Below are 13,476 nucleotides of genomic sequence, written 5' to 3' on the forward strand. Positions count from 1 at the left end.
TTTAACTTAGGCGAGTGTGTAGTTATAAAACATCATCTTTTAAGGGTTTTTGTTCATCAACATGATGTTCTATATTAACCTCAGTTGTTTTAATTTCAGCGCTAGTGTGCTTGTTAGAATCATCATCTCCGGATAGTGTTTTTTGTTTCTGTTTAGTTGATTTTGTTGATTTTTTAGTACTAGAAGGTTTCTCTTTACCCCCCACATCAGTAGGAGTAACCTCATCAAGTGGCTGCACGGTTTGCGCCTCAGTTGCGGGAGTGATTGGTGCAGTTGAGCCTGAGCCGCGGACAGTTGCAGTAGAGGGATTAACAGTTGAGCTACTAGTATGTAGGTTACTAGCTGAACCGGTAGTTGTAGTATTATTTGTAGTCACATCATCAGAAGAAGTTACCGTTGACTCGTTATCATTAGGTTTGGCTGCTTCCTCTGCAGCGCGTTTTTGCTTATACTCATCAATAATTTCAGAAACACTATTTTTAACATCTTTAAATAGTTTGCTTGCTATGTGAGTAAGCTCCTGTAAGCTAGGTAGCTTAGATTTAAAATCGCTCATAATATTCACTCCGTGATAATTTCTTATTCTTAAAGTATATATAACTATCAGAAAAATATTTCAATATTCCTCTCTAGAAACCGCTAACGCAGGCCTTTCTTAGATAAAAAGGCTTTAAATACATTACTACCTGTCCGCTTAGTGCGCTTTTTAGCCAAATTGCACTTAATTGCAGATTTTTACAAAATTTAAGATAGCTTATGTAGTATTTATCACCAGTATGTATTTAAAAAAATTTTAATACTAAATTTATTTACCTACTAAGCTTTAGTTATTTAACTATATTTTAAAAAATTAGTTAACTTGCAATTTGCGATTTTTATAATCTTAAACTATGGTTAAAACACCACTTAAAAAAGGAGATATAACAATGGATAGAAAAAATAATAATATGGGTCAAAATAATATGGGTCAAGGACAAAAACCTGGCCAATCAGGTCATCAATCAGGTCAATCTGGCCAATCAGGACAATCAGGACAAAAACAAGGTCAGCAAGGACAAAAACCAGGTCAACAAGGCCAAGGTCAAAACAAACAAGCTCAAGGCTGGAATAAAGATTCTAACAAAGATAAACAATGGTAATTGTTTAATAAGGCGCCCTTGGCGCCTTAAGCTCTACCAAGGTTGTAGTAAATTTAAAGCAGGTTTAAGTAATTTCTCCATAAAGGAAGGTTTAGTCGGTTTAGAAACTTTAAAAATATTAAAATCATTCATCTTATCAATAATATAATCATCACTCGTTTTTAGGTAATCAACTAATTTTAAATTATAAGCGTCTGTAGCTAACCAATGTTCTCCTGTTGATACTTTGTCAATATCGAGTTGTTGACGATGAACAAAAACATAATCACGAAAAGTTTGATGAATTTTTTCAATCTCTTCTTGGAATTTTTTACGTCCTTTCTCTGTATTTTCGCCTAACATAGTCAAGGTACGTTTATACTCGCCTGCGGTAATTAATTCTATATCAATATTATTTTTTTTAAGCCAGCGATGAAAATTAGGTAATTGCGCAACAACGCCAATGGAGCCTATTATTGCAAAGGGTGCTGCTACAATACGATTAGCTACGCAAGACATTAAATAGCCTCCGCTGGCTGCCACTTTGTCAATACAGACAGTAAGCGGTATTTGCCGGTCACGAATACGTTGTAATTGAGAGGCAGCAAGCCCATAACCATTTACAGAGCCACCAGGGCTTTCTAGACGTAGAACTACTTCATCATTTTTTTGCGCAATCGAAAGAATAGCCGTAATAACCTCCCGTAATGGTTCTACTTGCGATGCTCGGATATCACCCATAAAATCTATAACATATAGGGAAGGCTTATCTTTTAAGTGTTTTTTATCCTTCTTACTTTTTTTATTTTTATCTAATTTTTTACCCTTTATCTCATGATGCATATGATGTTTAAGGTCATCATATTGCTTATTAAGAGGTGTAATCTGCAGTTTGGGTTTAGTTTTTTTGCCTATTGCTAACAATCCAGCAAAAAGTAATAGGATTGCTATAACTATTGTTAAAGCTTTTAAAGCAAATAACCCATATTGTGCAAGAAAATCCATGATTTCCCTTGATGAAAAAAGAAGAAAATGATTATCACAGTGACAGCGCTTTGGTGCAAGTATTTCGCTTATTGAAATTACAAAAGCTTGCAAAAGTTAAGTTCATTTTACTAAAAATGTTTAGTTAGCTAATTAATAGTTTACTTAGTAAAGTTAAGCTTTATATAAAACTCTTTGACCTTAACCTTGAATTTTGCAAATCTTACAGCCTATTTGTTATTATCTTTTAAGAACAAACATAAATTAATGATTGCAAGCTTAATAAAAGCCATTATATAGTCTTTCAGTCTTATTTCTCATTACACATTATGCTTGAGATTCATTCGCTTTCTTTCGACTATGAAGAAAAGCCATTATTAAAAAATATACAATTTTCAGTTAAAGCTGGAACCTTATTGCATTTAAAAGGTGGTAATGGTGTCGGAAAAACAACTTTATTAAAATTATTAGCAGGCTTGTTGCGGCCTGTAAAAGGTGATATTTGTTGGCAAGGCTCTTCAATTTATCATAATTTAGCCTCCTTCCAACAATTGATATGCTATGTTGGTCATAAATTGGGTATCAACAGTCAGTTGACAGTTGCGGAAAATTGTTTATTAGATTTTCATTGGCAGGGACCTAGCGTTTATCTGCCAAGATTACTTCACCGACTTTCGCTAGAGGACTTAGCAGATAAACCTTGCTCGCAGCTATCTGCAGGACAGCTACGACGTGTAGCTTTAGCGCGGCTTTTAATGCGAAAAGTTTCACTTTGGTTACTAGATGAACCTTTAAATGCCCTAGATGATAAATCAATTGAATTATTATCAACCTGTTTTAATGAACATCTCGCTTGGGGCGGACTGATTATTATGACCTCACATCAAGCATTGCCTGCGTATTTTAAAGATTGTCAGGAATATCAATTATGTTAACAACTTGGCAATGTTTTAACAGGCAGTTTAAGCGTGATTTATTATTAAATATGCGCGAACCTCGTTTGTTAATAAATGCTGCTTTATTTTTTATCATGATTGTGGTGTTTTTTCCCTTAACGATTCCACCTGATATAAATATATTAAAACAGGTAATACCAGGTATTATTTGGATTGCTGTTTTACTGGCGATGTTACTTGCCGCTGATCGCTTATTTTTACAAGACTATGAAGAAGGCCTCATTGAGCAATGGCTAACTTCAGGATACTCCTTAACTATAATTATTAGTGCTAAGCTGTCAGTCCACTGGTTATTAACCTTGCTTCCTTTGTTATTCTTTTGCCCATTTCTAGCCGTATTTTTCCAGTTTTCTAAGTTAGAATTACTGACGTTAATAGTTAGTTTAATTGTAGGTACGCCGGCAATTTTAGCACTATGTTCCTTAGCAGCTGCCTTTAGTGTAGGCTTACAACAGAAGGGTATTTTTATGGCGTTAATTCTATTGCCATTAACCTTGCCCATTATGATATTTGGAAGTAGTAGTTTAGAAGCCATTACCTTTTCACAAGTCACCGGAAATATAGCTATTTTATTGGCGATTTCACTTCTTTGTATTTGCTTCCTGCCTTTTGCCATAGCAGCTATTGTAAGAATCAGCTTAATCACTTAACTGCCAGCCTTATTTTATAGGGCAAGGCTATAGTATATAGCAGCTAATACATGATAAAATTGGCCTTTTTGAAAGCTAAACTTTCGATGTGGAAATTTTTATATCAATTAGCATCACCTAAATCTTTTTATTATTTGACGGGACGTTGGCTGCCTAAAATAGGTTTTTTAGCTTTATTGTCTTTGCTTATAGGTCTACTTTGGGGATTAATATTTGCTCCGCCAGACTATCAACAAGGCGATGCTTTTCGTATTATTTATATTCATGTTCCAACGGCATTTATGTCTATGACACTATATGCCGCTATGGCTTTCTGTGCTTTGTTATTATTAGTATGGCAAATTAAATTAGCTGGCCTTATGTTAACTATATTGGCACAAACAGGTGCTATCATGGCTTTTCTTGCACTGGCCACAGGTAGTATTTGGGGTAAGCCTATGTGGGGCGCTTGGTGGGTGTGGGATGCACGTTTAACCTCAGAACTAATTTTATTATTGCTCTATGTAGCAATCTTGGCTATTGGTAAAGCGTTTAGTACTCGTGAACAAAGTGATAAAATTGTTGCAATACTGGCTTTGGTGGGGGCAATTGATCTACCTATTATCCATTATTCTGTCTATTGGTGGAATACCCTACACCAAGGAACAACCTTATCTGTTTTTGCTAAACCTAAAATTGCTCTACCTATGCTTTACCCCTTATTACTAAGTATTTTAGGTTTTTCTTTGTATTGTTTATGGGTGGTTTTACAGAAAGCTAGAAACGAGGTATTACTTCGTGAACGTCGACAAAATTGGGTAAAGGACTTAGTTGAAAAGGAAAGTATATGAATAAACTAATAGCTTGGTTAGCAATGAGTGGTTATTCAATCTATATTTGGCCTGCTTATGGTTTAGTTTGTGTTGTGCTTGTGATGAATCTTTTAGGGATTAAAGTACAGCGTCTACAAACTAAAAAGAAGCTACAGCGCTGGTTTAAGAGGCCATAATGAATGTTGTAAGACGTCGTAAGCTACGCATAATATTATTTATTTTAATTGTAACTGCAGTTTCGTTAGCGTTAATTATGTATGCTTTACGGCAAAATATTAGTCTTTTTTACACGCCAAGCCAAGTATCGCAAGGTGAGGTCCCACAAAATAAATTGGTCCGTATTGGTGGCATGGTAGTAGAAAAAAGTATTGTGCGTGGAGCAGATGGCTTGTCCGTACAATTTAAGTTGACAGATTTTAAACAAATAGTTTCTGTAAATTATTATGGGATATTACCTGATTTATTTCGTGAGGGGCAAGGTGTTGTGGCATTAGGTACTGTAGTTGATAAAAATAGCTTTAAAGCTACTGAGGTACTGGCAAAGCATGATGCTAATTATATGCCACCTGAAGTAAAAAATGCATTAGCTAAATCGACTCCAAAGCAAAATGGAGTAAAAGGATGATTGCTGAAATTGGTTTATTTTCATTAATATTGGCTTTAATTTGCGCTATTTCACTTGCTATTATTCCGTTAATTGGCTTGCGAAAAAATAAGCCAGAATGGGTTGCAGCTGCTCCTTTCTATGTAGGTGGTCAGTGTTTCTTTATTGCATTAGCGTATTGTTGTTTAACTTATTGTTTTTTGACTAATGATTTTAGCGTTGTTTATGTTTTGGCTAATTCTAGTACGCTGCTGCCATGGTTTTATAAATTTTGTGCTGTATGGGGCGGACATGAAGGTTCTATGCTCCTTTGGGTTAGTATCTTAAGTTTGTGGATGATGATGGTTACTCTTTTTAGCCAGTCACTTACCAATGAATTTAAAGTACGTGTGTTGATTATTTTAGGGTGGCTTAGTGTAGGTTTTATTCTCTTTCTTTTAACGACATCTAACCCTTTTGCGAGACAATTTCAACTTTTGCATACTGAAGGTCGCGATTTAAATCCACTGTTGCAAGATCCAGGGTTTTTATTTCATCCACCTATGTTATATATGGGCTATGTAGGCTTTTCAGTTGCTTTTGCCTTTGCAATTGCGGCACTTTGGTTAGGGAGGCTTGAAACAGCGTGGGCAAAATGGACTAGACCTTGGACCCTGGCTGCCTGGTGTTGTTTGACTGCTGGGATCACTTTAGGTAGTTGGTGGGCCTATCGCGAGCTAGGTTGGGGCGGCTGGTGGTTTTGGGATCCCGTGGAAAATGCTTCTTTTATGCCTTGGTTGGTAGGTACCGCACTATTGCATTCTCTAGCTGTCAGTGAACAGCGCCAACAATTTTTAGCTTGGACTTTATTGTTAGCAATTAGTGCTTTTTCACTTAGTTTAGTGGGTACATTTTTAGTCCGCTCAGGCGTGTTAACTTCTGTGCATGCATTTGCTGTTGACCCACAGCGAGGAATTTATATTTTAGGTTTTCTACTGGTTGTTATAGGTGGCTCTTTAAGTCTTTTTACTTTTCGTGCCCAAACCTTGCAAAGTCGAATTAGCCCCAGCGTTTTTTCTAAAGAAAGTGCGTTATTACTAAATAATGTCTTTTTAGTTGTTATTATGCTTACCGTGTTAATGGGTACTGTTTATCCTTTATTAATAGATAGCTTAGGGCTTGGAAAATTATCCGTAGGCGCACCTTACTTTAATGCTGTATTTGTGCCTTTAATGATTCCTCTTTTAATTCTTATGGGGTTAGGAATTCATCTAAATTGGCAGCAAGATAAATTATCAAAAATTGTAAAAAAGTTAGGTAATATTGGTTTAGTGAGCTTGCTTCTACCCTGGGCTGCGCTAATATTATTAACTGGAGTTATCAATTATTATTCTTTGCTGGGATTAGTGTTTGCAACATGGATTTTACTTAGTACCGGGAAATTTGTTTACATAAGAGCCAAACAACAAGCTTGGTATACTTTAAGACAATCTTTTTGGGGCATGGTAATTGCTCATTGTGGATTGGCAGTTAGTGTTATTGGAGTTAGTGTTTCTACCGGTTACGGTATCCAAGATGATGTGAAAATGGCACCTGGAAGCAGCGCTCAGTTAAATGGTTATACTATTACCTTTCTTAAAGAAACCCAAATTAAAGGTCCAAATTACCATGGTTATCAAGCTCGTTTTGAGGTTCGCCGCGGGCATAACTTTAACGTTATTTTTCCAGAAAAACGCATTTATGACGTTGGCAAAATGCCTATGACGGAATCAGCAATTGATGTCAGTCCAATACGCGATATTTATATTGCACTTGGCGAACCGCTTGATGATAAATCATGGACAGTTCGCTTATATTATAAACCTCTTATTCGCTTTATCTGGGGTGGAGGCTTTATGATTTTAGCAGGTGGCATCCTAGCCATGACAGATAGACGTTATTATGTAAAGCAGAAAAAAATAGCTGCTAATAAAGTAGGGGAAAGTCTGATATGAAAAAGTATCTTTTGCGTTTAACTCCTCTTGTGCTATTTGCACTATTGGCTATTTTTTTAGGGCGAGGCTTATTTTTAGAGCCGCAAAAATTACCTTCGGCACAATTAGGTCAAAGCTTGCCCCAATTTAAACTACCGCTGCTTACTGCTGAAAATAAAGTATTAACGAATAATGATTTACAGGGTGATGTATCAATTTTAAATGTTTGGGCTAGTTGGTGTACTGCTTGCAGCGAAGAGCAGGTATTTTTATTGCGTTTAGCTGATGTTGGTGTTCCGATTTTTGGCTTAAATTACAAAGATAATAATGATAATGCAAAAAAATGGTTAGCTGAGTGGGGTAATCCCTATAAAAAAGTGGGTTCAGATACAGCTGGAAAAGTGGCTATTGATTTAGGAGTATATGGGGCTCCGGAAACTTTTTTAATTGATGCTAAGGGTATTATTCGTTACCGCCATGCAGGTGCTTTAGATGAAAAAGTTTGGGCAGAAGAATTTCTACCTCGAATTTTGCAACTAAAAGGTCAAGGATGAAAAAGTTCATTTTTCTATGTTGTTTGATTTTATGGTTGCCTGGGGGTTTTGCAAGTACGCTCTACCCATTACCGACTGCTAAACAAAGCGCGCAATTTGAACATCTTTTAAAAGAATTACGTTGTTTGGTTTGCCAAAATCAAGACTTGGCAGATTCAAATGCAAGTCTTGCTAAAGACTTGCGAGATCAAGTTTATACCATGGTAAATGAGGGTAAGAGTGATACAGAAATTATTAACTATTTAACATCTCGCTATGGTGATTTTATTTTATTTAATCCGCCAGTTAAAGGCGTAACTGTCTTATTGTGGTATGGGCCTATTTTATTTTTACTATTAGGATTTTTTATTTTCTGGCGTACCTGTATTAAGCGAAAAGTATTATGATTAGTTGGGGATTAATTAGTTGTTTAATAACGCTTGCCTGCTTTGCGGTTTTGATTATTATTTATCCCTTAGGAAAAACGTTAAAGAAGGGCTTTACACTGTTTGTAATAAGCTTACTGTTAGTTATGGCATTGGCTTATTATCAATGGGGCTCATTTTTAAGTTGGCAACAATATAAGCAAAATGAGCTTGCCGAGCAGCGAGCAAAAGCCTTATTAGAAAAAATAAAATCGCCAGAAGAACTCATTACTAAACTAAAAACTCATTTAGATGACACGCCATCTAGTGCACGTGGTTGGTATTTGTTAGGTCGACTTTATGTAAGTCAAGGAGCGTGGGAGCCAGCTCGAGATGCCTTTGCCAAGGCACATCAATTAAATTTAAATGATGAAGGGATTACAATTAATTATGCTTATAGTTTGTGGCGATTAAATGGTCAACAATTTAACAACGATATTCGTAGTTTGTTTGATCAATTGCTTAAGCAAAATCCTAGTCAACCTGATGCTCTAGCTATGCTTGCTGTCGATGCGTATGATAATAAATATTATGCGAAAGCAGTTGATTATTGGCAGCGATTATTGAAATTAGCACCGCCTGATTCAGAAGAGGCTAGAGCACTACGTAAAGCTATTGCAAAAGCACTTGCAGCGCAGCAAGCTTAAATTAAAAATATACTTATTTACTCCGAAGGTATGGGATTTTCATTATTGCTTTTACGTTTACTTAACTTAAAAATCAAGTTGCATAGGTATATAATTGCGTTAAACTTAAATGGTTATCTAATAAATAAGAAGGAATAAAATGATGACAGATCGTGTTTATCAGATTGTAGAGCTTGTAGGAACTTCAGAAGACGGTATTGAAGACGCAATTAATAATGGAATTGCTAAAGCTGCAAGTTTATATGGCAAGCTAGATTGGTATGAAATAATCCAGACTCGTGGTTTTATTGAAGATAATAAGCATAAATATTATCAAGTACATTTAAAAATTGGTTGTCATACACATTAAATAATTTTTATATGGCCACAATCTAAGGATGCCTTGCTGGCCGTATCTAAAAGATTGTAATACTAGCTTCTTCGCTTTTGTTCTTTTGTCAGTTCCGCAATATTTGCGGGATTGCCAAGTCAGTAGCAGTTATTTTAATTTTTGTTGCGAATTTAGTTTTTAATACAAACCTTCCTACTATAGTTTAACTAGCAATTTATAAAAAATTGCAGGCTTTGTTTAGAATGCTAAGGCCCATAGAGCATCATGTTGTTTTAAATTTTGGTGAATGCAGTAATCGCTTATAAAATAGGTATATCAATTTCTTCTTGTAATAATACTTTCAAAAATTCATTACCATAATGGTTGAGCTTGTATTGACCAACACCGGAAATTGTTAATAATTCTTCTAAGCTTTGTGGTTTTTTTATGGCCATTTCGTGTAGCGTGCTATCGCTAAAAATCATAAAAGGTGGTTTATTTTCTTCATCTGCAATTTGACGTCTTAGGGCGCGCAATTTTTCAAAAAGTGGGTTATTTTTTAGTTGCAGCGTTTTAGCTTTTTCTTTTACTTTAGGCAGTTGAGGCTCATCAATATTAACTAAAGCAAGGTTAATCTTTTCTTCACCTTTTAATACAGCTGCTGCTTTATTATTTAAGCGTAAAACATTAAAGTGATTAATATCCTGATAACAATAATCTTTATGAATTAGCTGCCAAGCTAGCTGTTTCCAGTAATAAGCTGGTTTATTTTTTCCTATGCCATAAGTGCTTAATTTATCATGCCCAGCTTGTTTAATTTTGTCAGCCAAACTGCCACGCAATACATCGATAGTATAAGCCATACCGTAACTTTGTCTAAGCCGATAAACACACGATAAAAATTTTTGGGCGTCTTCTGTAGCATCTTGTAAAACAGGTGGATTATCACAAATGTCACAATAGTTACAGGCTGATTCATATTGCTCATCAAAATAACGCAATAATATTTGTCGACGGCAATGATTGGCTTGGGCAAAAGCAAGCATATGATTTAATTTGGCAGTTTCAACCCGTTGCTTATGATCATCTTCAATAGTTGCCACCCAACTTCGTAAGCGGGCACTATCCGCTGGGTCATAAAATAATAACGCTCTTGCGGCTAGCCCATCTCGACCCGCGCGACCTGTTTCTTGATAATAGCTTTCAATAGTTTTAGGTAAATCATAATGAATGACGAATCGTACATTAGGTTTATCAATGCCCATTCCAAACGCAATCGTTGCAACGACCAACTCAATTCTATCGTAGCGAAACATAGTTTGTACTTCGCGTCTTTCAGCATAAGGAAGACCAGCATGATAGCCGCGTGCTTGTAAACCTGCAGCTCTTAATTTATCTACTAAGCGGTCTACCGTACTTCGTGTACCGCAGTAAATAATCCCCGCTTGTGAGCGTTGAGTTTCTAAAAAATGCTGTAATTGTTTAAAAGCGTTATTTTTTAGCATAACCGAGTAATGAATATTAGGACGGTTAAAAGAAGCTAGATAAATTTTAGGGCTGTAATTTAATTTATTAATAATATCTAAACGAGTTTGTTGGTCAGCGGTTGCTGTAAGCGCAATAATAGGAATATCTGGAAAGTGCAGTTTCAGTTTACCTAAAAGAGCATATTCAGGACGAAAATCGTGTCCCCATTGTGAAATGCAATGCGCCTCATCAATGGCAAATAAGGCAAGCTGGCATTCATCCAAACGTTCTAAAAAAGCAGCACTCACTAAACGCTCTGGGGCAACATATAGTAAATCTAACTGGCCATTATGTAATTCGGCAAGAACTTGCCTTGATTCTTCGCTATCTAGGGAGGAATTATAATAGGCAGCACGAATCCCTTGTAATTTTAACGCTGCAACTTGATCTTCCATCAAAGAAATTAAAGGAGATACTATAATTGCTAAACCTTTGCGAATTAGAGCTGGAATTTGATAGCATAATGACTTGCCTCCGCCTGTAGGCATTAAAACTAATAAATCATTTCCAGCTAATAAGTCTTTAATAATAGACTCTTGTAATCCTCTAAATTGAGTAAAACCAAAGTAATTTTTTAAAACAGTGACAGGATCAATGCAAGTCGTTTGAGGATTAGCCAAAATTTCCATCTAATTTTCTTTGTTATTTATCGTACATCAGAAATTAGCAATAATAGCATTTTTATCTATAAAGGTGAGAGGTATAAATTTTTGTAAAGAAAATAGTTAAGCGGACGAGTATGAAATAAGATAGGCAAAAAAAATTAGGTAGCTTAGACATAAAATAAATAGGTATTAGGTCTTAACGGTTATAATTAAATAAAACAAGTTAGGTCATCATTATTAATTAGCTAATGTATAGCATAAGCCACTAAGTTTTAGGCACGGTATATGTGAGGTGAAGGCAGATATAAGTAGTAGATGATTGAAGCCCCATAAACTTGCAATGCAGTACCAAGCCTAGTGGGTAATGCTATATGATGAAGTTAACTTATATTAAGGATAAGCTTATGGATTTCTACTATAGTGATGAGCATTCTGCGTTTCGGGCGATGGCTGGTGAGTTTGCACGTAACAAACTTGCTCCTAATGCAGCTCTTTGGGATGACCAAAGCTATTTTCCAATAGATATTTTGCGTGAAGCAGCGCAACTGGGTATGGCAGGTATGGTCGCCGGTGAAGATATTGGCGGGTCTAATTTAAAACGCTTAGATGCAGCGCTTATCTTTGAACAATTAGCGTCTGGCTGTGTTACCACTAGTGCTTATTTATCTATTCATAATATGGTAACCTCCTTAATTGATCGCTATGCAGATGAATCCTTACGTAAGCTTTGGGGGCCACGTTTAACTTCAATGGAGGCATTAGCTAGTTATTGTTTAACTGAACCAGATTCAGGTTCAGATGCCGCCTCTTTAAAAACTCGTGCTGTAAAAGATGGCCAAGATTATGTATTAAATGGTACTAAAGCGTTTATTTCAGGTGGCAGCGTTAGTGATGTTTATCTTTGTATGGTGCGCACAGGTGATGAATCACACCAAGGAATTTCTTGTTTATTAGTAGAAAAAGATAGACCAGGTTTAAGTTTTGGTAAATTAGAAAAAAAATTAGGCTGGCGTAATCAGCCAACTTGCATGCTTTATTTTGAAAATTGTCGTGTTCCTATTACCAATCGTGTAGGTGATGAGGGTATGGGGTTTAAAATTGCGCTTAATGCCTTAAATGGGGGCCGAGTCAATATTGCTTCTTGTTCGCTTGGTGGTGCTGCAGCTTGTCTGCGTTTAACCCAAGCTTATTTAAAAGAACGTAAACAGTTTGGTAAATTACTCACTCAAATGCAGGCATTACGTTTTTATTTTGCAGACATGATTACAGATTTTGAAGCAGCACGCTTAATGGTTTATAGAGCTGCTGATGCATTAGATAAACATGATAAAAGCGCTCCTATGTATTGCGCTATGGCAAAACGCTTAGCAACGGATGTTGCTTTTCGTATTAGTGATAAAGCAATGCAGCTACATGGTGGTTATGGTTACTTACATGATTATCAAATTGAGCGTTTATTTCGCGATTTAAGAGTCCATCAAATTCTTGAAGGGACTAATGAAATTATGCGTGAAATTATTGCTAAATCTACCTTAGATGAAGAATTTTTTATTGATTAAAAGGAGTATTTTTACATGAGTATTGTTGAACGAAGTTTAGCTAGCGATGGAATTTTAACTATTACTTTTAACCGTCCTGAAAAGTTAAATGCACTTAATGAAGAAGTATTGCATACGCTACAAGAGATAATTGAATATGCTAAATATAATGCTGAAGTTAAAGCTCTTTTAATCACTGGAAATGGTAAGGCCTTTTGTGCCGGTGCTGATATCAATCGTTTAGCTGAATGTGATGCACAAACTGGTTATCAATTTGCTTGCTATGGGCAAGAGGTATTTCGCCAATTAGAAACGTTAGGTAAACCCTCTTTAGCTGCTATCAATGGTTTTGCTTTTGGTGGTGGATGTGAGCTTGCTATTGCTGCAACCTTACGGATAGCATCAACTAATGCTCAATTTGGTCAGCCTGAAATTAAGTTAGGAGTTATTCCAGGTTATGGTGGTACGCAACGCTTAGCTCGACTTATTGGTAAGGGACGAGCCCTTGATTTATGCTTGACTGGCCGTTTTATTGACGCGCAAACTGCATTAGCTTGGGGCTTGATTAGCGAAGTTGTTGAACCTACTGCTTTATTAGAGCAAGCTAATCGTATTTTAAAAAGTATTATTACTTTAGCGCCTTTAGCTGCAGCAAGTATTATGGAAGTTATTGATCACGGTTATAATTTATCTTTAAATGATGCGTTACATCTTGAAGCAATTCATTTTGCTAAAGTATGTGCAAGTGAGGATAAAGCTGAAGGAGTTGATGCATTTTTAAATAAACGAGCTGCGTCATTTAAAGGAGTTTAAGC

General features: G+C 36.0%; 16 protein-coding genes. 13 read left to right on the plus strand and 3 right to left on the minus strand.

Annotated elements, in window-relative coordinates; genetic code table 11:
* Window positions 1-22: 22 nt before the first annotated feature.
* On the minus strand, window positions 23-556 hold the full coding sequence (locus ACNVED_RS04905; protein ID WP_419420641.1) for a hypothetical protein: 534 nt from the start codon (window positions 554-556) through the stop codon (window positions 23-25).
* Between the two features lie 370 nt (window positions 557-926).
* On the opposite strand from ACNVED_RS04905, the gene ACNVED_RS04910 reads away from it, so the two are divergent.
* Window positions 927-1,139 carry a hypothetical protein gene (locus ACNVED_RS04910; RefSeq protein WP_419420642.1) on the plus strand — a complete coding sequence of 71 codons (213 nt, stop codon included), beginning with the start codon at window positions 927-929 and terminating at the stop codon, window positions 1,137-1,139.
* 33 nt (window positions 1,140-1,172) lie between these two features.
* On the opposite strand, the gene sohB is transcribed toward ACNVED_RS04910, so the two are convergent.
* On the minus strand, window positions 1,173-2,123 hold the full coding sequence (gene sohB, locus ACNVED_RS04915; RefSeq protein ID WP_419420643.1) for a protease SohB: 951 nt from the start codon (window positions 2,121-2,123) through the stop codon (window positions 1,173-1,175).
* Window positions 2,124-2,431: 308 nt separating this feature from the next.
* Between sohB and ccmA the strand changes: the two genes are divergently transcribed.
* The 10 genes from ccmA to ACNVED_RS04965 all read left to right on the plus strand — a co-directional run bounded on the left by ccmA (window position 2,432) and on the right by ACNVED_RS04965 (window position 9,030).
* Window positions 2,432-3,037 carry a cytochrome c biogenesis heme-transporting ATPase CcmA gene (gene ccmA / locus ACNVED_RS04920; protein ID WP_419420644.1) on the plus strand — a complete coding sequence of 202 codons (606 nt, stop codon included), beginning with the start codon at window positions 2,432-2,434 and terminating at the stop codon, window positions 3,035-3,037.
* On the plus strand, window positions 3,031-3,708 hold the full coding sequence (ccmB, locus tag ACNVED_RS04925; protein ID WP_419420645.1) for a heme exporter protein CcmB: 678 nt from the start codon (window positions 3,031-3,033) through the stop codon (window positions 3,706-3,708). Before ccmA ends, ccmB begins: the two co-directional genes overlap by 7 nt.
* A 50-nt stretch (window positions 3,709-3,758) precedes the next feature.
* Window positions 3,759-4,538, plus strand: a complete 780-nt coding sequence (gene ccmC, locus ACNVED_RS04930; protein ID WP_419420646.1) for a heme ABC transporter permease CcmC — start codon at window positions 3,759-3,761, stop codon at window positions 4,536-4,538.
* Complete coding sequence (ccmD, locus tag ACNVED_RS04935) at window positions 4,535-4,696, plus strand: heme exporter protein CcmD (protein WP_419420647.1); 162 nt, start codon at window positions 4,535-4,537, stop codon at window positions 4,694-4,696. The genes ccmC and ccmD overlap by 4 nt, the downstream gene beginning before the upstream one ends.
* Entirely contained in the window at window positions 4,696-5,145 is a 450-nt protein-coding gene (gene ccmE, locus ACNVED_RS04940) for a cytochrome c maturation protein CcmE (protein ID WP_419420648.1), read from the plus strand. The genes ccmD and ccmE overlap by 1 nt, the downstream gene beginning before the upstream one ends.
* Window positions 5,142-7,097, plus strand: coding sequence for a heme lyase CcmF/NrfE family subunit (locus ACNVED_RS04945; RefSeq protein ID WP_419420649.1), 1,956 nt, complete (start codon window positions 5,142-5,144; stop codon window positions 7,095-7,097). The genes ccmE and ACNVED_RS04945 overlap by 4 nt, the downstream gene beginning before the upstream one ends.
* Entirely contained in the window at window positions 7,094-7,630 is a 537-nt protein-coding gene (locus ACNVED_RS04950; protein WP_419420650.1) for a DsbE family thiol:disulfide interchange protein, read from the plus strand. The genes ACNVED_RS04945 and ACNVED_RS04950 overlap by 4 nt, the downstream gene beginning before the upstream one ends.
* Window positions 7,627-8,016 carry a cytochrome c-type biogenesis protein gene (locus ACNVED_RS04955; protein ID WP_419420651.1) on the plus strand — a complete coding sequence of 130 codons (390 nt, stop codon included), beginning with the start codon at window positions 7,627-7,629 and terminating at the stop codon, window positions 8,014-8,016. The genes ACNVED_RS04950 and ACNVED_RS04955 overlap by 4 nt, the downstream gene beginning before the upstream one ends.
* Window positions 8,013-8,681 carry a tetratricopeptide repeat protein gene (locus ACNVED_RS04960; RefSeq protein WP_419420652.1) on the plus strand — a complete coding sequence of 223 codons (669 nt, stop codon included), beginning with the start codon at window positions 8,013-8,015 and terminating at the stop codon, window positions 8,679-8,681. The genes ACNVED_RS04955 and ACNVED_RS04960 overlap by 4 nt, the downstream gene beginning before the upstream one ends.
* 139 nt (window positions 8,682-8,820) lie before the next feature.
* On the plus strand, window positions 8,821-9,030 hold the full coding sequence (locus ACNVED_RS04965) for a dodecin (RefSeq protein ID WP_419420653.1): 210 nt from the start codon (window positions 8,821-8,823) through the stop codon (window positions 9,028-9,030).
* Between the two features lie 281 nt (window positions 9,031-9,311).
* Here the strand turns inward: ACNVED_RS04965 and recQ are convergent, their stop codons facing one another.
* Complete coding sequence (gene recQ / locus ACNVED_RS04970; protein WP_419420654.1) at window positions 9,312-11,147, minus strand: DNA helicase RecQ; 1,836 nt, start codon at window positions 11,145-11,147, stop codon at window positions 9,312-9,314.
* A gap of 380 nt (window positions 11,148-11,527) precedes the next feature.
* On the opposite strand from recQ, the gene ACNVED_RS04975 reads away from it, so the two are divergent.
* Together ACNVED_RS04975 and ACNVED_RS04980 are read left to right on the plus strand one after the other, a co-directional pair.
* On the plus strand, window positions 11,528-12,682 hold the full coding sequence (locus tag ACNVED_RS04975) for an acyl-CoA dehydrogenase family protein (protein ID WP_419420655.1): 1,155 nt from the start codon (window positions 11,528-11,530) through the stop codon (window positions 12,680-12,682).
* 15 nt (window positions 12,683-12,697) lie between these two features.
* Complete coding sequence (locus tag ACNVED_RS04980; protein ID WP_419420656.1) at window positions 12,698-13,474, plus strand: enoyl-CoA hydratase/isomerase family protein; 777 nt, start codon at window positions 12,698-12,700, stop codon at window positions 13,472-13,474.
* The last annotated feature ends 2 nt before the right edge of the window (window positions 13,475-13,476 follow it).

This window comes from Legionella sp. D16C41 (assembly GCF_048541585.1).
GTDB lineage: Bacteria > Pseudomonadota > Gammaproteobacteria > Legionellales > Legionellaceae > Legionella_C.